Consider the following 25,892-nt stretch of genomic DNA (forward strand, 5'->3'; position numbering starts at 1 on the left):
AGCCCTTGACCGTGACGTAACGTCACAGTGTTCCATTGAGGCATGAAGGTGAAAGAGCTGGCCGAGCACACCGGCACCACGGTGCGGACCATCCGCTACTACCACCAGGTAGGCCTGCTCCCGGTACCCGAAGGTGACGGCCCCCGGGACTACGGATTCGAACACCTCATCAGGGTCGAGAGAATACGTCACCTGCGTCGATCGGGCCTCTCGCTCGCGTCAATCCAGACCCTCATCGCGGACGACCGCATCGATGTGGCCCGGGAACTCCAAGCCACGGAGAACTCCATCAATCAGCAGATAGCTGATCTGGAGAATCAGCGGGACCGCCTCCGGAGCCTCCGCTCGATGCTGCCGGACCGGTGCGTCGGGAAACGAACAGAGACGCAGTTCGAGCTGATTCCTCCGCTTCCCAGCCAGCTCGACGACCTCTATGCTCGTTTGACCGCAGGGGTGGACGATGAGCGTTCCATGGCACTCATCCGAAGAGAGAAACAACTCATTCAGCTGTTTCTCCACCGCGGCCTGATACCCGGTGACGTGTTCAAATCGGTGTCCAAACTCGACGAATCCGCATTGAAGGGATTCCGGGACGACATCAACCGTTTCGCCCGCATCCATCAGCTGGATCCCGAAGCGGTCATCGAAACAGCCGAAGCAACCGCCGACCACTTCATTGACGTTTTGCGGACAATCGGTGACCGGCGAACCATAGACGCCATTTCCCGGCACCTCCGATCTCTTGAACGGGAGCCCGCACGGCAGCTCGTACTCCTCGCTTTCCCGGACCCGGTAGAGGCACGGTACGTGGATGCGAGAATCCGCCGCCTGTGTACCCGGATCGCGGAAATCGCCCCATCCCGCCCCGAACCCGATGACACCCCACACACCTCAGACCCGCTCGATCGACAAGGGAGTTTCACGTGAAACCACTGCTCTGTGAGAGCATCTCCAAAACGTTCGGCACCGTCCGCGCCCTCGACGGACTCACCCTGGAGGTGGGGGAGGGGAGCGTCCACGGTTTCCTCGGGCCCAACGGCGCCGGAAAATCAACCACGCTCAGAATCCTGCTCGGACTGCTGCACCCCGATTCCGGGAAAGTCCGGGTCCTCGGGAGCGATCCACGATCAGACCCGGAGGTGCTCCGCCGCGTGGCGTACGTGCCCGCCGAGGTGACCTTGTGGCCGCAGCTCACCGGAGCGGAGACGATCCACTTTCTGGCCAAATTGCGGGGCGGAGGTGCGGACACGGCGCGACGGGAGGAGCTGATCGAGGTTTTCCAGCTCGACGTCAACCGCCGGAACCGGGACTACTCCACGGGTAACCGGCGGAAGATTCTCCTCATCGCCGCTCTGTCAGCGGGCGCGGATCTTCTGATCCTCGACGAGCCCACCTCGGGACTCGATCCACTGATGGAACAGGTTTTCGCGGAACAACTCACCGTGGAGGCGAGGAGGGGAGCGACCGTACTGCTCAGCAGTCACATTATGAGCGAGGTGGAGAAGCTCTGCGATTCCGTCACAGTGATTAAATCAGGCAGGGTGGTACTGAGGGGCCGGGTCGACGATCTGAAACAGATTTCGGCCCATCATGTCTCCGCACAGTTCGACGGGGGAGTACCCGAAGCCTTCCGTGCTCTCGCGGCGGTGACCGTGGAGGGATCCCGTTTGACCGCGACCGTCGACCGGGATGGGAGCACGGGTCTCCTCCACCGGATCATCGAGAGCGGCGGTCACGACATCACGAGCACACCGGCATCACTGGAGGACATCTTCCTCAGCCACTACGGGGAGGAACGATGATCACCGAAACACTGTCCCTGACGAGATTCAATCTCCGACTGCGTCGCCGCTTTCTTCTGCTGTGGATCGTCCCGCTCCTGGGATTGATCGGCGCGCTGCCTCCCGGATACGACAACCAGTACCCGGATCCCGCGTCCCGGAAGCTCGCCGCCGACGCCTTCCGGGGCAATGCCGTCATCGAGGCGATGTACGGTCGGGCACCCGAGGGTGATTCACTCGGGCAGCTGGTGTCGCTCGAGGGCGGAGCGCTCCTGACGCTGCTCGCCGGAGTAATGACGGTGCTGCTCGTGACCGGCCTCTTCAGGGGACCGGAACAGGCCGGAGCCGGTGAGTTGATCCGCGCGGCGGGCCTTCGCCCCGGATCCGTACCCGCGGCTGCCCTGACCACCGCAGCAATCGGCGGTCTGCTCCTCGGCGCGGGCACCAGCGCCGTGATGATCGCCGCGAACTCGGCTGTCGGGGATCTTCCCTTGGAGGGCTCCCTGGTTCTCGGCGCAACCGTCCTCCTGTCCGTCCTCGGAACAGCTTTCCTGACCGCCGCGTGCACACTCTTCGTCCGGGATCCCGCGAACCTCCGCCGTGCGGCCTTCGGAGCTCTCGCTGTTCAATTCGTCATCCGCGCGGTGGCGGACAGTCGGGATCTTCCGCACCTCAACTGGGTCAGCCCACTGGGGTGGCGCGCGATTGCGTCGCCCTACGACTCGAACAACTGGGCGGCCCTCGGTGGCCTCGCGATCCTGTGTCTCGGCTGCAGCCTCGGACTCGTGGCGGTGGAGAAACACCGCGAGTTCGGAAGGCCTCTGATCGCGTTCGGAGACCCCAAGCCGAAGGCGCCCCGCCGCCTGAACGGCCTGGTCGCACTGCGCCGGGTACTCGACCGTGGCACCAGGATCGGTTGGCTGATCCCGGTCGTGGTGTTCGCGGTGGTGCTGTGTTCACTCCTCCAGACCGTGATCGATTCTCTCACCATCGACGGGCAACAGACGGCGCTGGCCGAACGGGTCGGGACGATCTTCGGCAACGACGATGTCGTGCCTTCGTTCTTCGCCTACTGCGCGGCCCAGATCGGAATTCTGATCGGGGCGGCGGGTGTCCAGACATCGCTCCACTTCAGGTCGGAGGAGAACCACCGCACAGTGGACCTGATCCGATCGTGTGGTGTCTCCCGTGGAGCCCCGTACCGGTCCATCGCCCGGTCAAGCTGGGTGACGGTGGTCCTGCTCGTGGTGCTCGGAACAGTCGGAGGTCTCATCGGGGGGATCCCGGGTGCCGACGACGCTGGGGAGACCACGACGGCGATCACCGTGAGTTTCCTCACCCAGATCGGCCCCGCGGCAGCCCTTACCGGAATCGCGCTGCTGCTGGTTGGAGCGAGTCCCCGGTTCGCGACACTCGCCTGGCTGCCGCTCATCGTCTGCGCACTGATCTGGATCTTCGGGCCCGTGTTCAACGCACCGGACTGGGTCATCGATGTCTCGGTATTCAGCCACACCCCGACCAGCACCGATGTCTCCGAAACCGGGTGGACGACCACTCTGCTGGTCGCCATCGGCGTCGCGTGCACCCTTGCCGGTGCCGGGGCTGCGTCCCGGCGGGAGATCAGGTGACCCGGGTGGTGGATGATGACCCGTACCGTCGGCGGGCACCGGAGGAGATAGGTCAGCCTCACCGTTTGTGACACAGCTGTCCGGATGGGAGATACTGGGCCCATGAGCTGCCAAGATGACTTCCCGAAAGCCCACACACCGTCCTGCAGCCGCCGCCTGTTCCTGGTCGGGACCGCCACGACATTCGCCGGCGCCGTCCTCGCCGCATGCGGCGGGAAGGAGACTCCCGCGTCAGTGGAGGCGGAGGACGTACCGGTTGGGAGTGCGGTCGTCGTGGGAAACTTCATCATCGCGCAGCCGACATCGGGTGTCTTCCACGCCTATTCGACCGTCTGCCCCCATCAGGGTGCGAAGGTGGAGGTCGTCGAGGGCGACACCGTCCGCTGTCCGAAGCACAACTCCGTGTTCAGCATCGAGGACGGGAGCGTCGTCGAGGGACCCGCACGGGCGCCGCTGGATCCGGCCAAGCTCAGCGCCGCCGGGACCACTCTCACCGCATCCTAGTCGCGGCCACCCGGTCCCGCCGCGGCCGATGTTTCACGTGGAACATCGGCGCCGGAATCGGCCGTCCGCACAATGCAGAAGACCCAGGGCCCATGGGCCCTGGGTCTTCGGTCGTCCTTCGCCTACTCCGTGGTACCCGCAGCCACGGGTTCCGCCGACCGCGCCGGCCACCAGATCCGCTCACCGATGAGCTCGAAGAGTGCCGGCACGACGAGGGTCCGGACCAGGAAGGTGTCGAGCAGGATGCCGAAGCCGACGATGATGCCGACCTGCGTGAGGGTGATGAGAGGGAGCACCCCGAGTACCACGAACACCGCGGCCAGAACGATACCGGCCGAGGTGATCACCCCACCGGTGAGCGCCACCGCGCGCACCATCCCACGTCGGACGCCCCTTCCCCCGCTCTCCTCCTTGGCACGGAGCACGAGGAACACCGTGTAGTCGATCCCGAGTGCGATCAGGAACAGGATGGAGTAGAGGGGGGCGGCCGTGTCCAGGCCCGGGAACCCGAAGACGTGGTCGGAGATCCAGGTGCCCACACCGAGGGCGGCGGCGGTGGACAGCGCCGCGGCCGCGAGCAGCAGAAGCGGGGCCAGAACGGCACGCAGCACCACCACGAGAACCAGGAACACCACCAGCAGGATCAGGGGTACGCAGACGCGTAGATCCCTCAGGGTGGCGTCACGGCTGTCCAGATCTCGGGCTGCCGCACCACCGACGACGGCATCAGGGTCCGCCGCACGTGCGATGTCCCGGGTCTCGTGGATCAGCTCGAAGGACCGGGGCGAGGCGGGTTCCGCGTCCGGTAGAACCGTGAGCCGGGCGAGCGCTCCGTCGGTGCTCTCCACCGGTGGGCCGAGCACGGTGAGGTCGGGGTGTGCGCTGATTTCGTCTCTGATCCCCGACACCGCCTCGATGTCAGCGATGACGAGTAGCGGCGCAGACGCGCCCGCGGGGGCGTTCTCGGCGAGGGTCCGCTGTCCTGCGACGGCCTCGGAGTCGGTCCGGAACTGTTCGGTCGTGGACAATCCGAATCGCGTACCGGCGAGACCGGCGGTCATGCAGAGGAGGACGAGGACCATCACGGCAAGTACGGCACCCGGACGTCGGGAGACCGCCCCGGCGACCCGCCCGAAAACTCCACCGTCGTCTGTCTGCGGGTGTCCGTCAGCACGGGGAACCCTCGGCCAGAACAGCCCCCGGCCACAGACCGAAAGCAGTGCGGGCAGGAGAACGAGTGCGAAGAGAAGGGCGAGCAGCAGACCGATCGCACTCGAGATACCGAGGCTCCGGAACGCCGGAACCGTCGCTGCGATCAGGGTGAGCAGCGCGAGCACGACCGTCAGGTTCGACGACAGAATGGCCGGGGTCGCACTCCGCAGGGCACAACCCAGGGCCTGCCGGTGGCACGGCCGCGTCCTCAGCTCCTCCCTGTACCTGCTCACCAGCAGCAGCGCGTAGTTCGTCCCGGCACCGAACACCAGCACCGAGGTGATTCCCGCTGTTGAGCCGTCGTTGGCGAACCATCCCGTGGTGGAGGAGAGCCAGGCGGTGACCGCGGCAGCGGCCCGGTCCGCGAGCGCCACGACGACCAGGGGGATGAGCCAGAGAATGGGGGAGCGGTAGGTGAGAATGAGCAGTACCGCGACCACCGCGGCGGTGACAGCGAGCAATGTGACGTTCGCCCCCGAGAATGCCGCCGCGGTGTCGGCCGCGAAGCCCGCCGGTCCGGTCACCTCGACGCGGACACCCCGGGGAAGATCCTCCCGGGCGGACGACCGGAGCTCGGTCACCGCATCGTTGAGTCCGAAGCCGTTCAGGTCCGCCGGCAGGAGGACCGTGGCCTGCGCGGCCCGCTCCGACAGCGGCACCGTCGGACCCGCACGTCGCAGCGCCCGCCCATCGGGCAGGTCCATGCCCGCGAGGCGTTCCACCGATCCGTCGATGGCCTTCAACCGCTCGGTACCCAGCGTGCCGTCAGTGGAGTACACCAGGACAGCGGGCAGGTTGTCGCCGCCCGGGAAGCGTTCCTGGAGTTGCCCGGCCCGGGCGGACTCGGCTGTGCCCGGCAGACCCTGGGGAGCCCCGTCGGAGTCTCCGGCTCCGGCACTCAGGAACTGCAGTCCCGCGAAAAGCAGCAGAAACCCGAGGATCGTGGCCCATGCCACGCCTTTCTTCGCCACGAACGGGGGGCCTGCCGCGACGGGCGCCGCCCGGTCCACTGTCGTTCGCGCTGCGGATACCGGGGCCTCGGGACGGTTGGAGTTCATGAACCCATGTTTCCACAGGAATACGACGATGTGCAGCAGCCGATGCGATCCGCGTGAGCTCCCGGATGGCTGTCCGGTTCCGGAGCGCCACCTAGACTGTCACCATGTTCAGTCGTATCAGACGTCCGCGGATCGACCCGCTGATCGTCCTCATTCTCCTCGCCGTTCTCCTCGCCGTGATTCTGCCCGTGCGGGGTGAGGCGGCGACGGTGTTCTCCGTGGCGACGAAGCTCGCGATCGCGCTCCTGTTCTTCGTCTACGGTGCGCGCCTTTCACCCACCGAGGCTCTCGCCGGTCTCCGGCACTGGCGGCTGCACGTCACCATACTGGCCTTCACCTACGTGGTCTTCCCGCTGATCGGTGTGGCACTCATGCCCTTCGAGAACCTGTTCCCGACAGGCCTGTTCCTGGGGATCGTGTATCTGACACTGGTTCCGTCCACCGTCCAGTCCTCGGTCGCATTCACCTCGATCGCCCGGGGAAACGTCGCCGGGGCCATCATCAGTGCCTCAGCGTCGAATCTGCTCGGCGTGGTTCTCACACCGGTGCTGGTAATGCTCCTGATGAGCCAGGGCGGTCACGTCCATGTCAGTAGTCAGGTGTTCCTCGACATCGCGATACAGCTCCTCCTGCCGTTCTTCCTGGGGCAACTCGCACGGCCGTGGATCAGATCGATCGTGTCTCATTCCGCGGCGAAGATCATCGATCGCGGCTCCATCACCATGGTGGTCTATTCGGCGTTCTCGGCGGGAATGGTGGAGGGCATCTGGTCCCGGGTGACACCGCTGGATCTGATCGGACTGGTGCTGTTCTCCGTCGTCCTCGTCGCATTCATGCTGTGGCTCACGCGGTTCGGCGCGCAACGACTGGGGTTCAACCGGGCAGACACCCTCGCCATCCAGTTCTGTGGTACGAAGAAGTCCCTCGCCACCGGATTGCCGATGGCCGCCGTCATCTTCGGTACCGGGGAACTCGGCCTGCTCATTCTGCCGCTGATGATCTTCCACCAGATTCAGCTGATGATGTGCGCCGCCCTGGCATCGCACTACGCTGCTCGGCAGCCGGAGTCGGTACCCGTCCGCGGGACGATCGACCGAACCTGACGCTCCACCGGGTAGCCCACCGTTCCCCGGTGGTTTCACGTGAAACATCGACCGGCTGAAGTCGGTGGGGGCCGTCAGTTGTCTCTCGGATCCACGGGGAACGTGGCGAAAGCGGGCAGCGGTGCCGGTTGTCGACGCATGACATCACTCCAGAGGTCGGCCGGCCCCGGGGCGAGAATGTCGCCCGGCAGGGCGGGCGCGATGTACCAGTCGCCCCGCGCGATCTCCTCGTCGAGCTGTCCCGGTGCCCACTCCGCGAAACCGGCGAAGAGTCTGACGCCATCGAGCTGGGTCGCGAGCTCCGCCGGATCGGCGGCGCCGTTGACGTACACGATGCGGTTCGCGCAGCGGGTCAACTGCGGATTGTCGGAGGGATCGACCCCGTTCTTCGTCACCCCGACACAGAGCACCGTGTCGCGGGAGAGGGGACCACCGACGTACAGGGCCTTCGGCTTGGCGGTGATCGCGAGCCATTCCGGCATGACCTCGTCGACGGCCAGTTCACTGCGCGCGACGAGGTTGACACCGAACGTCCCGGTGTCGCCGTGTTCGATGACGAACACCACACTCCGGGTAAACTCACCCGCGACGAGGCCGGGGGCCGCGACGAGGAGCATGCCGGGGGCGGGATCGGTGCGTTCCAGGGCGTTGAAGAGCCGGTCTCCGAAAAGCTCACTCATTGTCTCGATCCTCCGTCGTGTCCGGTGCCACGGATCCACCGCTCTGCCCACACCACCAGGCGAGTAGTGCCTCCACCGCTTCATCGTGTTCGAGGGGGCCGCGTTCCAGTCGCAGCTCCTTCAGGAACGCCCACGCCCGACCGACCTCCGGGCCGGGGGAGATGTCGAGCAGTCTCATGATCTCGTTGCCGTCCAGATCCGGTCGGACGCGGGCGAGATCCTCCTTCTGCCCGATCTCCGCGATCCTCTCCTCGAGGTGATCGTACGTCCGGGCGAGACGTTCCGCTTTCCGACGGTTCCGGGTGGTGACGTCAGCGCGGACCAGCTTGTGCAGTCGCTGCAGTTGGTCCCCGGCGTCCGTGACGTAGCGGCGGACGGCGGAATCGGTCCAGCGGCTCTCTCCGTAGCCGTGGAACCGCATGTGCAGGAACACGAGCTGATTGACCTCGTTGATCACGTGCTTCGGGTACTTCAGTGCCCGGAGGCGTCGTCGGGCGAGCTTCGCACCCACGACCTCGTGCTGGTGGAAGGTGACCGCCCCGTCCCCGTTGAAGGCCCGGGTGTCGGGCTTGCCGATGTCATGGAGCAGGGCCGCCCAACGGAGGACGAGGTCGGGGCCGTCCTCCTCCTTGTCCATGACCTGGCGGAGGACCTGCAGTGAGTGCGCGTAGACATCTTTGTGCTGGCGGTGCTCGTCCTGGGTGAGTCGGAGGGCCGGGATCTCGGGGAAGATGATGTCCGCGATACCGGTGTCGACCATCAGGTCGATACCCAACCAGGGGACCCGACCGAGCATCATCTTGTCGAGTTCCGCCTGAACCCGCTCAACGGTGATCCTGCCGATCTGACCGGCCATCGCACTCATCGCGGAATGCACCCGTTCCGCGGGCCGGAAATCCAGCTGTGAGACGAAACGGGCCGCACGCAGCATTCTCAGGGGATCATCGTTGAAACTCTGCTCCGGTGTCGCCGGGGTGTCGAGGACACCCGCAGCGAGATCCGCGAGCCCGCCGACGGGATCGTGGAACCGGAAGGATCCGTCGGGGAGCAACTCGACAGCCATCGCATTGACCCTGAAGTCACGTCGGATCAGATCACCGTCGAGGGTGTCGCCGTAGCTGACCTCAGGATTTCGGCTCTGACCATCGTAGGTGTCGGACCGGAACGTCGTGATCTCGATCTGCTTTCCGGCCTTCTCCGCCGAGAGTGTCCCGAAATCGATGCCCGTGTCCCAGACGGTGTCCGCGTAGCCGTCGAGGATCTTCCTGACGAGATCAGGGCGGGCGGGGGTGGTGAAGTCGAGATCGGTTCCGAGCCGACCGAGCAACGCATCCCGGACCGATCCTCCGACGAGGTAGAGCGCCACACCGTGGTCGGCGAAACGTTGTGCAAGAGGCTGCAGCACGGGCCTGAGTTCGGCGAAAGCCCTCTCCGCATCTGCGAGCACGGATACCGTTCCGGTGTCGGTGCCGGGACGCTGGCCGGGGTGTCCTGTTGCTTCCTCGTTTTTCACCCGGTCGAGTCTACCCGGCGTGCCGGGACCCCGGAACCGCGCGGAGGCAGGCGCAGGCGGGATCGGAGCGGCCCCGCCGGAGATCGTCGGGATCCGGCCGCAGCGGGTCGGAGTTCCACGCGGGTGTCCGGCAGGTTACGATCATGGGATATGAGCGACAGCGAGCGGCAGCACGCCGAGAAGCAGCCCGGACGTCGCCGACGTGGCCGTCGGCGACGTCGCTCGCATGGTCGCGCCCGCAAGAACGACCCTCGGAACACCGGCAGCGGACCGGAACCAAGGACCGGCACCTCGACATCCGATCCGGCGGCACCCGCCGTCCCGGGTTCGACGGGATCATCCGGTGCACCGGACACATCCGGGACGGGTGATGACAGGCGGTCCAGCGGCAGCGGACGCAGGCGTTCCCGGCGACGCCGGGGACACGGAAAGAAGACGCACACCGCCAGGCCGGTGCAGACCCCTGATGCCGCCGTCGAAAAGGCCGGGGGCGACAGGCAGAGCCCTCCACCGGAGAAATCCGGCGCACGGAGCGGGGAGACCACCGACCGGGGGAGCGCCCGACGCCGGGACCCGGGCACCCGGAACCGGAAAGGCGGTCGTCGGAACCGCCCCGGGGACTCCCCCCGTACCCACAGCCAACGTCCCCGAATGCAGACGAATGACGAAACCTCGGCCGGTGGGCTCGTCCTGTCGGGTCTGGCCGAATCCGTTCAGGAGAACGGAACCGTTGATCTGGGACGGATCTACGTCGCGTTGATCGGACGGCTGGACCGCCGGGGTCGGCTCCTCTGGTCGATGCCCAAGGGTCACGTCGAGCCCGGCGAGGGACATGCCGCGACCGCGGAGCGTGAGGTGTGGGAGGAGACCGGGATCTCCGGTGAGGTGTTCGCGGAGCTCGGTGTCATCGACTACTGGTTCGTCTCCGAGGGGGTACGCATCCACAAGACCGTGCACCATCACCTGCTCCGCTACGTCGACGGAGATCTCAACGATGAGGATCCGGAGGTCACCGAGGTGACCTGGGTACCGGCCAGCGAGCTCACCGAACGGCTCGCCTATGCGGATGAACGCAAGTTGGCGCGCTACGCGCACGACATGCTTCCCGAACTCGCCCGTCGGGAAAAGTCGGAGGGGAGAAGGACCCCCCGGTGATTCCGTCCGACTTCCCGCGCTCCACCGCCGCCCACCTCACGGACGGTGATCGGGCAGAAAATCGCGTACGCCGGGTACGCGCCCTGAGCGGTACCCTGCTCGCCGCCGGGCTCCTCGCCGTGACCACCATCGGAGAGGCCGGTCATCCCGCGATCGTCACGGCCCAGGAGCGGTCGGTGGTGGGTCTCCCGGACGGGTCGGCGACTCAGTGGAGGAATCCCTCCATTCGCGAAGATGACGCCGCGAACGATATAGAGATCAGGCTCGAGTCACCACTCGAGAACCTCCGGCCCGGGATGAAACAAGTCGTCAGCGTGACGATCGAGAATCACTCGGATCAAGTGGTGGATGATCTATCACTTCGCCTTCAGCGCGCTGACCCCGTCGACGACACCGCCGCCGCCCGGCTGGCACTGACCGACGATCAGTCGGCATACGGCTACACCGGACCATTCACCGACCTGCCGACCCCGTTGAATCCGGGCGATTCGGTGACGGTCGGCCTGCCACTGGACACCTCCCCGGGTTCACCGGACGGCCTGGGTATCGGTGATCCCGGGGTCTACCCCGTCATGATCAACCTGAACGGCCGGCCGGGGGAAGGCATCATCAGATACCTCACCTCGGAGCGCTTCCTCCTGACGGTCGGTGATCCAGACGCAACCCCCCACCCGTCCACCGCACCCGGGGTGACGATGCTGTGGCCCCTCACCGCCCCCACCGGACTCGTGGCGGGTGAGACGGGTGAGGCACCGCTCACCGCACCTCTGCTGCTCGAGAACGATGATCTCGCCACCCAACTCCGGGAGGGCGGTCGCCTCGACCAACTCCTCGACACCTACATCGACGCAACCTCGGGGGATTCGGGCTCCGCCCTCCGGGAGGCGACCTGCCTCGCCGTCGACCCCCAGCTGATCGATGTCGTCGACCGGATGCGCGACGGGTACACCGTGACCGCTGAACGGCCGAGTCCGGTATCCGGGGCACCACGACTCCGCGACAGCTGGCGCGCGGAGGCGTCCACGCCCAACGTCGAGCAACCGGGAGCGGGCGCGGCCGCCGCGGAGGACTGGCTGGCCCGGCTCCGGACGGCGGCCGGACAGGGCTGCACGGTGGCACTGCCGTGGGCCGGCACCGACATCAACGCGGTGACCCGGACGGGCAACCAGTGGTTGGTCCGTGAGGCGTTGTCCCGCGGGACATCGGTGATCGCCGATGTCCTGGACACGGAACCCGAGCGGAACCTCGTGATCCCGTTGTCCGGCTACGTGACCGAGTCAACTGCCGCCTGGCTCCCCCTCTCGGACACCACCGGAGCGGAGAACTCCGTCGACCCCGAATCCGCCTGGGAGATGCTGCAACGGAACGGGCTGCCGACGGTCCGACACCCGGCAGACACCGCGGCCCTCGAGGACCCGGAGATGCCGGACCCCTATCCCCTGGAGCCGTTGCCGGTCCCGAGCACGGGGATCCGCGTCCTCGTGACCGACAACAGTGTGTGGAACGCCCCCACGAAGGGAAGGTTCGCGAGCCTCGGCCCCGGAGTGACCGGCGTGACCTACCAGGGCTCACTCGCTGCGACACTCGCGGCGACCGGTCCGGAACCGTTGACGGTCGGATACAGCAACCCGGAGACGCGCCATGATCCGAACCTCGACTCCGGGAGAGCGAGACTCACCACCGGAAAAACCGCGCTGCGGCTCGCGGTGGATGCTGCCCGAGGGACCGCCGCCCCATCCGTCGCCGGGGACCGTGGCCGGACTCCCGAGGCACCGGAACCGGTCATCGTCGTCCCGCCGGCGGCCCCGGCGGCCCCGGCGGACAGTGCGGAGCTGCTCCACACCGTCGCCCGGCTCCTGGAATCGGGTCAGGCACGTCCGCTGAGCCTCCATGAGGCCACGACACCCGATCCCGCCACGGAGGCGGTCCTGGCCCGGTCTGCGGAACCCGTGGAGCAGGAGCGGGGGACGAGCCGGTTCGGTGCCCCCTTCCCGGACCCGTCGGTACCGTCGGACCGTGAGATCCTCGCCGCCACGCAGCAGTCGAACTACATGAATGACCTCACCCAACTGATGGTCAACGATCCCGGCATCGCACTGACCCGGTACGAATTCATGCGACCCCTGATGCTCGATCTGCTTCGGGGACTCACCGTCATCGGCCGCCGTAATGCGGAGGAGTACGCCACCGCGACCGCCCGTGCGGACCGCATCTTCACCCTGAACCGGGAGATGCTCGAGAGGCTGCAGTCCTCGGTGGCGCTCCTACCGCCCGGCTACGTCTACACGAGGGTGTCCCAGTCCTCCCCGCTGCTCATCGTCGCGCGCAACGGCCTTCCGCTCCCGGTCGACGGTCGAATCAGCTACCACGGCCCACCCGGCAGTGTCGTGCACGTACCCGACCAGCTCTGGATCCCGGCGAAGGGTTCGATCATGACCCAGATGACCGCGGACCTCCCGACCGAACCGGACCAGGTGACCCTGGTGCTGCGACTGTCCGGTTCCCAGGGCTCCGTGGTCAGCGATCCGGTGGAGATCACGGTCCAGACGCAGGGACCGCTCATCGGTCTCCTCGGTCGATTCATCATCGGGCTTCTGGTCGTGGCCCTGGTCGCCCGACTGATCCAGACGAAGGTCGTGCGTCGTATCCGGGGCGCACGGGGCACCACCGGTCAACGGTAGGGGAGTGGCCGGACCGCCCCGGTTCGAGGCGTTCCCCGCACGGGGTATCCGCATGAAATCCGGTGACCCGAACGAAAGCTCCCCGGCCGGCGATCCGCCGCGCCCGGATGAGGACCGTTTACCTCCTTCCACACGATCCTGTTAGACAATGGGAATTGTGAACTCAGCTGATCCCGATCAACCCGACCGAGACGCACCCGGACACGGGTCCGACGACAGTGCCTCCACCGGCCAGCGCGGCCGGATCATCCCGCCGTCGCCGCCGGCTCCGGTGCCGGTGAATCGACCGGCCACCGGTGCACGTCAACCTGTGGTGGATCTGTCCCGTCTCACCCTGGCCCCGGCCGCAGTGAGCAGCGGGATGAACACCGTCGCACCCACGGCCGACACGTCCACGACCGGGCGGCGGCGGCCCGGGTCGGTGACCCCCGCGCCACAACCGGGACGCAAGGCCACCGACTCCGAGGTCGTCCGCTCGACCGGTTCCATGGCGGTGGCGACACTCATCAGCCGCATCACCGGTTTCCTCCGCAACGCGGCCATCGGAGCGACGATGGGCACGGCGGTCGGATCGGCCTTCAACACGGCGAACACCCTCCCGAACCTGATCACCGAGATCGTGCTCGGCGCCGTTCTCACCTCTCTCGTCGTCCCCGTCCTCGTCCGCGCCGAGAAAGAGGACCCGGACCACGGTGCCGCCTTCATCCGGAGACTATTCACCCTGTCGGCGACGCTGCTGACCGTGGTGACGGTGCTCTCGGTCGGGACAGCCGGGCTGCTGGCCACCCTCACGCTGGGCAGGGACGGCGAAGTCAACCTCTCCCAGGCCTCGGCGTTCGCCTACCTCCTTCTGCCGCAGATCTTCTTCTACGGTGTGTTCTCCCTCTTCATGGCGATCCTGAACACGAAGGGGGTGTTCAAACCGGGAGCGTGGGCGCCGGTCGCGAACAACGTCGTCGTCCTGGTCGTGCTGGCCCTCTACTGGACGCTCCCGGGCGGACTCGCGCCCGAACAGCAGGTCTCCCTGACCGACCCGCACGTTCTCCTGCTCGGTGTCGGCACGACCCTCGGCGTGGTGGTCCAGGCACTCATCATGGTGAAACCACTGCGGGACGCAGGCATCGATCTCCGTCCCCTGTGGGGCATCGACGACCGGCTCAAGCAGTTCGGCGGCATGGCGATGGCGATCATCGTGTACGTCGCGATCTCGCAGGCGGGCTACATCATCGTCACCCGGATCGCATCCGCCTCCAGTGACTCCGCGCCCCTGATCTACCAGCAGGCGTGGCTCCTGCTCCAGGTGCCCTACGGGATCATCGGCGTCACCCTGCTCACCGCGATCATGCCGCGTCTGAGCCGCAACGCCGCGGACGGCGACGACGCGGCCGTGGTCCGGGATCTCACCCTCGCGACGAAACTCACCTTCGTGGCGATGATCCCCGTGATCGTGTTCTTCACCGCGTTCGGTACACAGATCGCCAACGCCCTGTTCGCCTACGGACTGTTCAGCCGCAACTCCGCGAACATCCTCGGCTGGACACTGAGCTTCTCCGCATTCACCCTCCTCCCGTACGCGCTCGTGCTCCTGCACCTGCGCGTGTTCTACGCCCGGGAGCAGGCGTGGACGCCCACCTTCATCATCGCCGGTATCACGGGCACGAAGGTCCTGCTGAGTCTACTGGCGCCGGTGGTGGCCACGTCGCCGTCACGGGTCGTCATCCTGCTGGGAGCGGCGAACGGCTTCGGTTTCGCCGCCGGTGCCGTGATCGGTGCGTTCCTGCTGCACCGCAAGCTGGGTTCCCTCAACGGCCTGTCCATCCTGCGATCGAGCGCCTGGGCTCTCGGTTCCTCCCTCGTCGGTGCTTTCGTGGCCTTCGGCCTCGACGCCGCACTGGTCCGCCTGACCCCCGGTCTCTTCGACGCCCTGGGCAGCATCGGGTTCTTCCTCCGCTGCGGTGTCGCCGGAATCGTCTTCCTCATTGTGACGGGATTCGTCCTGTCCCGCTCAGGCCTGCCCGAGGTCCGCTCGATGGGGGGACTACTGGGGCGCATACCGGGCCTGCGCCGCCTCATCACCGCGAACGCCCGGAACGGGGAAGGCGTGGAGAAGGCGACTCCGGAGGAGATCTCCTCCCAGATCATCACCGTCGAGCCATTCAACGCCTCCCCGGTGCCACCACCGATGTCCGCCGGCGTCGTCCGGGGGCCGCGACTGGTTCCCGGAGCCCCGGTGTCCGACGGCCGTTTCCGCCTGCTCGCCGATCACGGCAGCGTACCCGGAGCACGGTTCTGGCAGGCCCGTGAGATCGCGACCGGCCGTGAGGTCGCCCTGGTCTTCGTGGACACGACCGGACAGGTACCGGCCGCGCCGGCCAGTCCGATCGAATCGGCCGCCACCGCCCGTGAGGTCGCCCGGAGGACCCGACTCCTCGGCCGCCTCGGGAGCACGGGCATAGCCCGCGGTATCTCGGTGTCGTCCTACCGGTCGGGGTGCCTGGTCGTCGCCGACTGGGTCCCGGGATCCGCACTCGTCAGCGTCGCGGAGGGTGAGGTGGACCCCCACGCCGCGGCACTCGCCGTGAGCTATCTCGCGGACGCTGCCGCCGCGGCACACGCCGAGCACCAGCCTCTCGGGCTGGAACACCGTTCCCGTATCCGGATCGACACCTCGGGGCGGGCGGTCCTCGCATTCCCGGCGGTCCTTCCGGACGCATCGGTCGCGGAGGACCTGGACAGCATCGGAGCCGGTCTCGCGCTCCTCGTCGGGAAGAACGGACCGGAGGCGATCATCGAGTTGTCCGAGGCGGCCCGGATCTCCGGCCGCTCAGGCTCGAGCGACGTCCAGCAGCCCACGGCCGCGGACCTCTCCGTTCGTCTCAGGGAGGTCGGTTTATCGGACGACACCTCCGCGCCCCGGGTGGTGGTCGAGAACGAACGGACCCCGAAGCCCACGAGCACCTCCGGCTTCGGTAGCGCGGAGTACTCCGGCCGGATGATCGCGGCCATCGCGGCCTTGTCCGTCACCCTCGTCGTCATCATCGCGGTCGCGGCTCTCTACCTCGCGAGCGTGTTCGGTGGTGACCGGGAGGAGTCCCCCGTAAACAGCGACTCCATCGCCTCGGTGGCGCCGTCCGCGGCGCGCGGTGCCGGAAAACCACGCGAAATCACCGACATCCCGGTGACCGCAGCCGTCGAGTGGGAACCCGGCGAGGTAGCCCCGGGAACCGAGGACAATCCGGATCTCGCGCCGCTCGCGGTGGACGGGGATCCCACCACCGGGTGGCGGACCGACCGCTACCTCCAGCAGTTCGCGACGCCCCCGGCGGGCCTCAAACCCGGTGTCGGGCTCCTCGTGGATCTCGCGGGGCCGACGAGGGTCGGGGAGATCACGGTCACCGTAGACAGACCGGGTTCCGGGATCCGGATCTACGGGGTTCCGGAGGGCCCCTTCGTCTCCCTCGACCAGGCGGTTGAGCTGGGTGAAGCCCGACTGTCCCGGGGTGAAAACGTCATCGCCACCGGCGACCCGTCCACGGACGGCCCGAGTTTCACCCGGATCCTGGTCTGGGTGTGGGCCCTGCCCATGCCGGAGGCCGCGGATGTGTCCGAGATATCGGTCCGCGGTATCCCGGTTTCCGCCCGCGAAATCAACAACCCCCGCTGACCAGCAGGCGGTGGGACACCCCTGAATCAGCGGTTTCGCTACCCCCGGATCGGTCATTTCCTCACCGAACCTATCGAAAGTGCAGCACTCGATGGATAATGGGCCTCCACCGCCGGTACACGCATCGACGGAAACGATGAACCTTTGCCACGTACCTCCCGGCGGTGTCTCGCGGACGAGCAGGGGAGAGGCCTCATGGGGAACACCGACACCGCCGGCGGCACCGGGGAAGACGATCGGGTACCCGGCGCCGGAACGATCCCGGGTGCGACGCCCCGCCCATTACCGCGTCGCCGTACCCGGCCCGGCGTCCGTGGCCACCGGACCGCCGACGACGGCAGTCTCGTCGACGCGTACATAGACGGCGATGACGCCGCGTTCTCGGAGATCGTCAGAAGACACCGAGCCCGCCTGTGGCGGGTGGCCCGACGCTACGCCCGTTCCGACGATGAGGCCGATGACATCATCCAGGACGCACTCCTGCGGGCGAGTCGGCACCTGTCGAAGTTCCGTGGGGACTCAGCCCTCACCACCTGGCTCCACAGGCTCGTGGTCAACTCGGGGTACGACCATCTCGGCGTCGGTTTCCGGCGCAGGGAATTCACGACGCTGGATGCCTCCGAGGTCGCGCACCGACTGCTCGGGACCGAAGAACCGTTCGGGCAGGTGGATCTCTCGATCACACTCCGGGACGCGATCGGTCAGCTCCCCGAGGACCAGCGACAGGCGATTCTGCTCGTGGATCTGGCAGACCTCCCGGTCGATGAGGTGGCGGCGATCATGAAGGTCCGCCCCGGAACCGTGAAGTCCCGACGCGCCCGGGCCCGGTCCACGCTGAAGGCACTGCTCACGGAGTCGGAGGACTGAACCTGACGGGGAGCGGCGGACGAGCCGGCGGCGCACGCCTACAATCGACGCCGGCACTACCCTTCAACCCCTCGAGGATCTCCATGACCACCACCCCACCAGTCCATGACGTCATCATCGTCGGTTCCGGCCCGGCCGGCTACACCGCGGCGATCTACGCCGCCCGCGCCGAACTCAATCCCCTGGTCTTCGAGGGAATCGAGTACGGCGGGTCCCTGATGACCACGACTGAGGTGGAGAACTACCCCGGCTTCGCGGAAGGGATCATGGGCCCCGAGTTGATGGAACAGATGCGGAGCCAGGCCGAGCGTTTCGGCGCCGATCTGCGCCAGGACCTCGTGGACAGGATGGACCTCTCGGGCGACATCAAGAAAGTGTGGGTCGATGACGAGGAGTTCGCCGCGCGAACGGTGATCCTCGCGATGGGGGCGGCACCCCGCTATCTCGGGGTCCCCGGTGAACAGGAACTCCTCGGACGTGGCGTCAGCTCATGTGCCACCTGTGACGGGTTCTTCTTCCGGGACCAGGACATCGCCGTGATCGGCGGCGGTGACTCCGCGATGGAGGAGGCACTGTTCCTGACCCGTTTCGCCAGTTCGGTGACCATCGTGCACCGGCGTGAGGAATTCCGGGCGTCCGCCATCATGGAGGAGCGGGCACGGGCCAACGACAAGATCCGGTTCGTGACCAACAAGGTGGTCACCCGGGTCGAGGGCCGGGAGAAGGTTACCGGTCTCGAGCTGGCCGACACGGTGACCGGGGAAAGCTCGCATCTCGGTGTGACGGCCATGTTCGTCGCCATCGGTCTCGACCCGCGTTCCGGGATGGTCGACGGTCAGATCGACTGTGACCCTGCCGGATACGTCACCGTGGAACAGCCGTCGAGCCGCACCAGCATCCCCGGTGTCTTCGCCTGCGGCGACCTCGTCGACAGCCATTACCAGCAGGCGGTGACGGCCGCCGGTTCCGGGTGCCGGGCCGCGATCGACGTCGAGCACTTCCTCGCCGCGGCACCCGCGCTCTGAGCACTCTGCACCGCGGCGGTCCCCGGCCGAAACGGCGTATTCTCGGGATCACCACCCCCGGGAACCACGGTTTCACCCTTGTTCCGCACACCGACACGACACCGGAGGAGAGACATGAGTAACCCCGTCAACGTCACCGAGAGCAACTTCGAGGAGCTGGTGCTCGGGGCCGACAAACCGGTCCTCGTCGACTTCTGGGCCGAGTGGTGCGGGCCGTGCCGGAAACTGGCACCGGTCATCGACCAGGTTGCCGAGGAGATGGGGGACAGGGCGCTCATCGCCAAGGTCGACGTCGACGCCGAACGCGGCCTGGGTGCGAGATATCAGATCATGTCAATCCCCACGCTGATGTTCTTCAGCGGGGGAAAGAAGGTGGCCGAATTCAACCGACCGCGGCCCAGGAACGAGATCGTGTCCCAGCTGGAGAGCCTGCTTTAACTGGTAATCTGACCTGAAGTCACCGACAGCACCAATAGTCGGATCTGTGGGCGCAGGTTTTTTTCCGGGCGTCCGGGACAGTTGTGGGAACGTAGGACGAAGGACGAAGATATCGTGGCAGACAAACTGCGGGTGGGCGACCGAAGCCCCCGTGTCGCCGAGGTGCGCTCCACCCTGGCCCGACTCGGCCTGATTCAGGGCTACGCAGGAGACGTCGGAGGAAGAGATTCCGGACGTTTCGAGGAGAAGGACACCCTCTACGACGCTGACCTGGCCCGTGCCGTGCAGGAATTCCAGCAGACCCGGGGCATCATCGCCTCCGGTGAGATCGGGGAGTCGACGCTGCGTGAACTCCGCGAGGCCACGTACACGCTCGGTGCCCGGGTGCTTTCCTTCTACCCGAACAACGTTCTCGTCGGCGACGACGTCAACCAGCTTCAGCGCCAGCTGCTGGAACTGGGGTTCTACACGGACCGGATCGACGGACACTACGGCCAGTCGACCTACAACGCCGTCGCCAACTACCAGTTGAACTACGGCCTGGAGAGCGACGGGATCTGCGGCCCGAAGACGATCCGCGCTCTCAACTATCTGGGGCGACGAATCACCGGTGGTTCACCCAACGCCATCCTGGAACGGGAACAGGTGCGCCTCGCGGGTCCGCAGCTCACCGGCAAGCGGGTCGTCATCGACCCGGGACTCGGAGGTTCCAACAGGGGCCGCACCGTCCGTGGACGATTCGGTGACATCTCCGAGGAGGAGATCCTCTGGGATCTCGCCACCCGCCTCGAGGGCCGTATGGTCGCGACGGGCATGGAGACGATCATCTCCCGGCCCCGCATGGATGATCCGAGCCACGATCAGCGCGCGAACATCGCCAACGCCTTCGGCGCGGACCTCATGCTCTGCCTGCAGCTGGACCACTACCCGAACGAGAAGGCCTCCGGCTGTGCGTCATTCTACTTCGGTTCACAGCACGGCTCATCGTCGCTGATGGGCGAGAAGCTGTCCGGTCTCATCCAACGTGAGGTGAGCGCCCGCACAGAGCTGATCAATTGCGGGAATCATGCTCGGACCTGGGATCTCCTGCGACTGAGCGAGATGACCTGCGTCGAGTTCGTCGCGGGCTACCTCTCGAATCCGCACGACGTCTCCATTCTCACTGACTCGGCACAGCGTGACGCCATCGCGGAGTCGATCGTTGTCGCGGTCAAACGGCTGTACCTGATGGACCGGGATGACCAGCCGACGGGTACCTACAAGTTCAGCGAGATCCTCGAATCCGAGCTGCTCTGAGCGCCTGGGAACGCTGTCCCTCCCCCGACTGACGGCGGCCGTCTAAGCCCCGGTGGAACGGTCTCCACCAGACCCTCCCGACCTACCTCGGGGTCGCCGCGAGCGGGAGAGACTCGAAGCCCTCCATCCGGAGGCGGTCCTCGTGGGGGAGCGACAATCGCATCCTGGGTAGCAGCTCGTGGTCGGCGACCACGTCGAACCCTGCATCCTCGAGTACCCCGTACCGCAACAGTCCGACTTCGCGGGCCCGCACAACAAGACTCCGGACGGCCTCCTCCCCGGTACCCGGGTCCGCTTCATCGGTATGGAGGTCAGGGACCGGATCGCGCAGGGCGAAAGCTTCCACGGCCCGCACACCTCGTCGAGTGAGTTCCAGGATGACCGCGTTCACCAGCACCGATTCCAGTCCGATTCCCCCGAACCGGTCATCGATGAAAAGCGAGCTCAGCAACATCGCATCCGGGGAGACCGGAGCGGTCGGCAACTGCACCGCCCCCGACGCGTCCTCGGGGGAGCAGAACAGGACACTCGCGATCGCCTCGGATTCCTCGACCGAGCCGATGCTGTAGCCGCATCCACCCTGTTCCGCCAGGACCCGGTGAATCCACGCCTCCTTCTCCAGGGAGGCCGAATCGGTGGCGGTGACCTCGGCCGCGGTCCCGGGATCGAGTTCCCAGAAGATGCTGGCACGGGCACGGGCGTGCATCAGACAGACCGTGTCCGGTGTCACCGCGTACAGCGAGGGAATCATGGCCGGTGCCCCGTTCTTCTTCTCCGGAGGGTTACCTGTTACCGGCCTGCAGGAGTCCCATGATCCGCTCGAGATCCTCCCGGTCCCCGAACTCGACCATGATCTTTCCCTTGCGCTTGCCCACACTCACGGTCACGCGTGTGTCCAGGCGGTCCGCGAGACTCTCCGCGGCATGGGTCGCGAACTCCGGCGGGGCGGGCCGCTCCTTCGTCCTGCGCTCGGGAACTTTGTCGCCCCGGTTCAGCAGCGTGACGGCCTCCTCCGTGGCTCGCACGGAAAGCCCCTCGGCGACGATCCGGTCGGCGAGGGCCGCCTGGGCGTCAGCACCGGTCTTCAGTCCCAGCAGAGCACGGGCGTGCCCCGCGGAGAGTACACCGGCGGCGACCTTGCGTTGGACGGGCACAGGCAGCGCCAGCAACCGGATCATGTTGGTGATCACCGGTCGGGACCGACCGATCCGATCGGCGAGCTGCGCCTGGGTCACACCGAACTCCTCCAGCAGCTGCTGGTATGCGGCCGCCTCCTCCAGTGGATTGAGCTGGACGCGGTGGATGTTCTCCAGGAGCGCGTCCCGGAGCATGGACCCGTCGTCGGTGTCCCGGACGATGGCCGGGATCTCGGTGAGGCCCGCACGTGTCGCCGCCCGCCAGCGACGCTCACCCATGATGATCTCCCAACCACCGTCGTCGGGCGCCCGCCGGACGACGATCGGCTGCATGAGCCCGAACTCACGGATCGAGTGGACGAGCTCCTCGAGCGCCTCCTCCTCGAACACCGTCCGCGGCTGGTGCGGGTTCGGCATGATCTGAGTGACCGGGAGTTCCCGGTATACGGCCCCGACGGAGTTGCCGGTGTCCGGTGTCCCCGAGGCGACGGTGGGACGCCTGTCTCCCTTGGTCGACGAGGCGGCCGGGGGCCTCCCGGCCCCCGCCGCGGATTCTCCGGTGGTGGCCTCCGCACCCGGGCTGCGTTCACCCATGAGGATGCTGGCGGCTCCGTCACCCAACCGGGGCCGGGCCGGGGATGCGCCGTCCGGAATGAGTGCGGCGAGGCCGCGCCCCAGGCCGCCGCGGCGGCTGTCACCCTTGCGGGTCTGTTGTGCCATGGTGTGACCGGAACCTTTCTGGTGCAGGAGTGGATTTCTTTCTTTGCGCCCGTCGCTCACCGTGCGCCTCCGGTACCGGATCGCTGCGTGCCAGCACCCCCGTCGGGGGAGACACCGAGGGCTCCTGAGTCAGCGGTGACGGGGTAGTCACCGCGATTGGCGATCTCCTTCGCGGCGTCGAGATAGGCCATCGCACCCCGGGAACCGGGATCGTAGGCCAGTACGGTCTGACCGTAGCCCGGGGCCTCGGAGACCTTCACGGAGCGGGGTATCACCGAGCGCAGAACCACGTCCCCGAAGTGGGAGCGGACCTCCTCCATCACCTGTTCCGCGAGCTTCGTCCGCGCGTCGTACATGGTCAGCATGATCGTCGAGATGTGCAGTTCCCGGTTGAGATAGTCACGGATCATGGTGATGTTGTTGAGGAGCTGCCCGACGCCCTCGAGGGCGTAGTACTCGCACTGGATGGGGATGAGAACCTCCCGCGCGGCCGTCATCGCGTTGATGGTGAGCAGACCGAGTGACGGGGGGCAGTCGATGAAGACGTAGTCGAATCCCTGGTTGGTGATGAACTCCTCATTCAGTGCGTCCGCGAGCCGGTACTCACGCCGCACCATGGAAACCAGTTCGATCTCTGATCCGGCCAGATCGATAGTCGCGGGAATGCACTTGAGGTTCTCGTGTGCCGTCGACGTCTGCATCGCCTCCAGGGGGGTGCAGTCTCCGAGGAGCACCTCGTAACTGGACAGCACACCCTCACCGCGGTGCTCCACCCCGAGGGCTGTCGAGGCGTTTCCCTGGGGGTCGAGATCGACCACGAGGACCTTCAGCCCGCAGAGGGCGAGTCCGGCGGCCAGGTTCACCGATGTCGTGGTCTTACCCACACCACCCTTCTGGTTGGCGACGGTGAAGATCCTGGGCCGCTCCGGGCGTGGGAGCGAAAAGGCGTTCGGGGTCTTCACCTTGGCGGCGCGCTTGGCCGCGGCCGCTATCGGTGTGTCGTCCCAGAAGTTGTCGTCCATGGACGTCGTTTCCCCTTTTCATTGCCGGAATTCGCAGGTCATGCGTGCGGGGGCCGAAGTCGGTTGTCCCGCGACGGCGGTTCCGTTCCCGGACATTCAACCCGTGGACCGTTCCACCATCAGTTCAACACTAGTGTCTCATGAATGGCCCATCCACCGGAGCGGCACCACCTGAACCGGTGACTGACCGGTCATCTCCGTCGCGGAATCACGATGACCGTAGCCGGCTCGTCGACCACACCCTCACCTGCGGTGACGATCCGCGCGCGGCCACCTCCGGCCCGGGTGATCTGCCGTGTGTCGCGGTCGAGTTCCTCCCGCACGGACGAGCCCTTCAGCGCCATCATCTCGCCGCCACGGGCGACGAGCGGGAGTGACCACCCGGCCAGCTTTCCGAGGGGAGCGACGGCCCGGGACGTGACTACCCGGAACCGCCCGACCTGTTCCCGCACCACCTTCTCCTCGGCCCGTCCCCGGATGACGGTGACGTTGTCCAACCCGAGTTCGTCGACCACCTCGGAGAGATAGGTGGACCTTTTGAGCAACGGCTCGATAAGGGTGATGTCGAGGTCCGGGCGCGCGAGAGCCAGCGGTATCCCGGGCAGTCCCGCGCCGGAGCCGATGTCCGCCACCCGGAGGCCTTCCGCCCGGGGGACGACCTCGCCGAGCACCGCACAGTTCAGGATGTGCCGGTCCCACAGTCGCGGCACCTCACGGGGCCCGATGAAGCCGCGGACCGCACCGTCCGTCGCCAGTGAGCGGTGGTACGCGATCGCCCTGTCCAGGTTGGTGCCGAAGACAGCTTCAGCCGCGGACGGGGGAGTGGTCGGTTCTTCCGGATCAGTCTCTGGTGGTTTCACGTGAAACATCTTTCCATGTGGCGCTGCGGGGGCGTATTCCGCCCGGCGTCATCGACCGACACACACGGAAAAACCCCACAGGATCGGACCTGTGGGGTTTTCGTGGACGAGTCGGAATTACTTCCGCTTCTTCCTCTTCCGCTTTCCCGGAGCCGGTGACTGCCCGGCCGAGGGGGGTTCCTGTGCGGCACCGTCCGGCGCACCGGGACCGGCATCCGGCGCCTCCGCGTCCTCCGCGGCGGAGGGGCCGTCCCCGACCACCTTGTCGATGCTCAGGTTCCCGTTGCCCGGGGAACCCCGACGCTTCTTCTTCGGCGCCTTCTTGGGGTTCTCCGGTCGCACCCCGGGCTTCGGGGCGGTGGCACGCTTCGCCTGCTTCTTCTGCTCCTCCTCCTCGGCCTCCTCACGGTCGAGCTTCGCGAAGATCCAACGCTGCTGGAAGAAGGTCCAGATGTTGTTGGCACCCATGTAGCAGAGCAGACCGATGTGCCAGAAGATACCGGTGAACACGATCATGGCCGGGAAGAACCAGACCATCATCTTGTTCATCATCTCCATCTGGGACTGCATCTGTGCGCTACCCATGCTCTTCTGCTTGCCGCTGGCGATGCGTTCACGTTGCCGGGTGATCGACATCTTCGCGTTGAAGTGCGTCGCAACCGCCGTGAGGATGATCAACGGCACCGCGACGAACACGATGTTCATCCGCGTGAAGTCGATGGGCTGGAACGCCTCGTACATGTCCTGCGGCATCTTGATGTAGGCCGAGATCGGGACCCCGAAGAGCCGTGCGTCCAGGAAGGACTGGACGTCGGTGGGGGAGAAGATGTAGTTCGCGAGCTGACGGTTGTCCTCGATAGACAGGCCCAGCTGTCCGGGACCCGAACCGGTCCGGTTGAACGACCTCAGCACGTGGAACAGGCCGAAGAACACCGGCATCTGGACGAGGACGGGCAGACAGCCGGCGATCGGATTGACTCCGGCCTCCTTGTTGATCCGCCGGGTCTCCTCCATGATCTTCGTCTGGTCGCCCTTCCAGCGTTCCTTCACCTCGGCGAGCTGGGGCTGCAGCGCCTGCATCTTCATCGATGACCGCATCTGATTGAGCATCGGCTTAACCAGCAGGACACGAATGGTGAAGGTCAGGAAAACGATGGCCAGGACCCAGGAAACACCGGATCCGGATCCGAAGGGGACACTGAAGACCTTGTGCCAGAACCAGAGAATGGCCGAAATTGGCCAGTAGACGAAATCAAGCACTTTTGAGTCAGGACTCCTTGGTGGTGGTGGGTGTGCAGTGGGGGCAGCCGGGAGGATCCTCCGGTGCCCGGAACCGAGGCGCAGGATCGTAACCACCCGGATGCCAGGGTCCGCACTTGGACAACCGCACAAGCGTGAGCACGATGCCGGTGACCGCACCCCGCGCTGAGATGACCTGGAGCGCGTAGGCACTGCAGGTCGGCTCGAAACGGCAGGTGGACCCCATCTTAAGGGGTGATATGTAGTTTTGGTAGAAACGGACCCCGGACAGAAGCACCCGAGATGCCGC

Annotated in this window: 21 protein-coding genes; 12 read left to right on the top strand and 9 right to left on the bottom strand. The window is 66.4% G+C overall.

The genetic code is table 11. The features are described 5' to 3' along the window. Positions 1-42: 42 nt before the first annotated feature. From KRX55_RS09050 to KRX55_RS09065, 4 genes are all read left to right on the top strand, one after another. Positions 43-927 (top strand): MerR family transcriptional regulator, encoded by an 885-nt coding sequence (locus tag KRX55_RS09050; protein ID WP_218407421.1) that lies wholly within the window; start codon positions 43-45, stop codon positions 925-927. Continuing rightward, positions 924-1,802 (top strand): ABC transporter ATP-binding protein, encoded by an 879-nt coding sequence (locus KRX55_RS09055; protein ID WP_370625809.1) that lies wholly within the window; start codon positions 924-926, stop codon positions 1,800-1,802. The genes KRX55_RS09050 and KRX55_RS09055 overlap by 4 nt, the downstream gene beginning before the upstream one ends. Continuing rightward, the gene (locus tag KRX55_RS09060; RefSeq protein WP_218407422.1) at positions 1,799-3,409 is read left to right on the top strand and encodes a hypothetical protein; all 1,611 of its coding nucleotides are present in this window, start codon (positions 1,799-1,801) and stop codon (positions 3,407-3,409) included. The genes KRX55_RS09055 and KRX55_RS09060 overlap by 4 nt, the downstream gene beginning before the upstream one ends. A 156-nt stretch (positions 3,410-3,565) precedes the next feature. Further along, positions 3,566-3,913, top strand: coding sequence for a Rieske (2Fe-2S) protein (locus KRX55_RS09065; protein ID WP_323375438.1), 348 nt, complete (start codon positions 3,566-3,568; stop codon positions 3,911-3,913). A gap of 122 nt (positions 3,914-4,035) precedes the next feature. Here the strand turns inward: KRX55_RS09065 and KRX55_RS09070 are convergent, their stop codons facing one another. Then, positions 4,036-6,183 carry an MMPL family transporter gene (locus KRX55_RS09070; protein ID WP_218407424.1) on the bottom strand — a complete coding sequence of 716 codons (2,148 nt, stop codon included), beginning with the start codon at positions 6,181-6,183 and terminating at the stop codon, positions 4,036-4,038. A gap of 104 nt (positions 6,184-6,287) precedes the next feature. On the opposite strand from KRX55_RS09070, the gene KRX55_RS09075 reads away from it, so the two are divergent. Next, positions 6,288-7,286 (top strand): bile acid:sodium symporter family protein, encoded by a 999-nt coding sequence (locus KRX55_RS09075; RefSeq protein WP_218407425.1) that lies wholly within the window; start codon positions 6,288-6,290, stop codon positions 7,284-7,286. Positions 7,287-7,360: 74 nt separating this feature from the next. Here the strand turns inward: KRX55_RS09075 and KRX55_RS09080 are convergent, their stop codons facing one another. Beyond that, a complete protein-coding gene (locus KRX55_RS09080) occupies positions 7,361-7,966 on the bottom strand; it encodes a YqgE/AlgH family protein (protein ID WP_200258417.1) in 606 nt (201 codons plus the stop codon). Further along, entirely contained in the window at positions 7,959-9,413 is a 1,455-nt protein-coding gene (locus KRX55_RS09085; protein WP_370625811.1) for a CCA tRNA nucleotidyltransferase, read from the bottom strand. The genes KRX55_RS09080 and KRX55_RS09085 overlap by 8 nt, the downstream gene beginning before the upstream one ends. 216 nt (positions 9,414-9,629) lie before the next feature. Between KRX55_RS09085 and KRX55_RS09090 the strand changes: the two genes are divergently transcribed. The 7 genes from KRX55_RS09090 (at position 9,630) to KRX55_RS09120 (ending at position 20,605) form a co-directional block, all read left to right on the top strand. Continuing rightward, on the top strand, positions 9,630-10,634 hold the full coding sequence (locus KRX55_RS09090) for an NUDIX hydrolase (RefSeq protein ID WP_218407427.1): 1,005 nt from the start codon (positions 9,630-9,632) through the stop codon (positions 10,632-10,634). After that, positions 10,631-13,315: a hypothetical protein gene (locus tag KRX55_RS09095; RefSeq protein ID WP_218407428.1), complete on the top strand. Its 2,685-nt coding sequence runs from the start codon at positions 10,631-10,633 to the stop codon at positions 13,313-13,315. Before KRX55_RS09090 ends, KRX55_RS09095 begins: the two co-directional genes overlap by 4 nt. A 157-nt stretch (positions 13,316-13,472) precedes the next feature. Beyond that, entirely contained in the window at positions 13,473-16,979 is a 3,507-nt protein-coding gene (locus tag KRX55_RS09100) for a murein biosynthesis integral membrane protein MurJ (protein WP_441303236.1), read from the top strand. 195 nt (positions 16,980-17,174) lie between these two features. After that, positions 17,175-17,846, top strand: coding sequence for an RNA polymerase sigma factor (locus KRX55_RS09105; RefSeq protein WP_218407430.1), 672 nt, complete (start codon positions 17,175-17,177; stop codon positions 17,844-17,846). A gap of 83 nt (positions 17,847-17,929) precedes the next feature. Continuing rightward, entirely contained in the window at positions 17,930-18,871 is a 942-nt protein-coding gene (trxB, locus tag KRX55_RS09110; RefSeq protein WP_218407431.1) for a thioredoxin-disulfide reductase, read from the top strand. Positions 18,872-18,985: 114 nt separating this feature from the next. After that, positions 18,986-19,309 carry a thioredoxin gene (trxA, locus tag KRX55_RS09115; RefSeq protein WP_218407432.1) on the top strand — a complete coding sequence of 108 codons (324 nt, stop codon included), beginning with the start codon at positions 18,986-18,988 and terminating at the stop codon, positions 19,307-19,309. Positions 19,310-19,423: 114 nt separating this feature from the next. Beyond that, positions 19,424-20,605 (top strand): N-acetylmuramoyl-L-alanine amidase, encoded by a 1,182-nt coding sequence (locus tag KRX55_RS09120; RefSeq protein ID WP_218407433.1) that lies wholly within the window; start codon positions 19,424-19,426, stop codon positions 20,603-20,605. Positions 20,606-20,687: 82 nt separating this feature from the next. Here the strand turns inward: KRX55_RS09120 and KRX55_RS09125 are convergent, their stop codons facing one another. The 6 genes from KRX55_RS09125 to yidD all read right to left on the bottom strand — a co-directional run bounded on the left by KRX55_RS09125 (position 20,688) and on the right by yidD (position 25,880). Next, complete coding sequence (locus KRX55_RS09125) at positions 20,688-21,356, bottom strand: hypothetical protein (RefSeq protein ID WP_218407434.1); 669 nt, start codon at positions 21,354-21,356, stop codon at positions 20,688-20,690. 31 nt (positions 21,357-21,387) lie between these two features. Beyond that, positions 21,388-22,461, bottom strand: coding sequence for a ParB/RepB/Spo0J family partition protein (locus tag KRX55_RS09130; RefSeq protein WP_218407435.1), 1,074 nt, complete (start codon positions 22,459-22,461; stop codon positions 21,388-21,390). Between the two features lie 56 nt (positions 22,462-22,517). Next, entirely contained in the window at positions 22,518-23,483 is a 966-nt protein-coding gene (locus tag KRX55_RS09135) for a ParA family protein (RefSeq protein ID WP_218407436.1), read from the bottom strand. 191 nt (positions 23,484-23,674) lie between these two features. Further along, positions 23,675-24,352 carry a 16S rRNA (guanine(527)-N(7))-methyltransferase RsmG gene (gene rsmG / locus KRX55_RS09140; protein ID WP_218407437.1) on the bottom strand — a complete coding sequence of 226 codons (678 nt, stop codon included), beginning with the start codon at positions 24,350-24,352 and terminating at the stop codon, positions 23,675-23,677. A 108-nt stretch (positions 24,353-24,460) separates the two neighbouring features. Beyond that, positions 24,461-25,603 (bottom strand): membrane protein insertase YidC, encoded by a 1,143-nt coding sequence (gene yidC / locus KRX55_RS09145; RefSeq protein ID WP_218407438.1) that lies wholly within the window; start codon positions 25,601-25,603, stop codon positions 24,461-24,463. A 7-nt stretch (positions 25,604-25,610) separates the two neighbouring features. Continuing rightward, a complete protein-coding gene (yidD, locus tag KRX55_RS09150; RefSeq protein WP_370625813.1) occupies positions 25,611-25,880 on the bottom strand; it encodes a membrane protein insertion efficiency factor YidD in 270 nt (89 codons plus the stop codon). Positions 25,881-25,892: the final 12 nt, after the last annotated feature.

It is taken from the genome of Corynebacterium sp. TAE3-ERU16 (genome assembly GCF_019209935.1).
GTDB classification, from domain to species: Bacteria; Actinomycetota; Actinomycetes; order Mycobacteriales; family Mycobacteriaceae; genus Corynebacterium; species Corynebacterium antarcticum.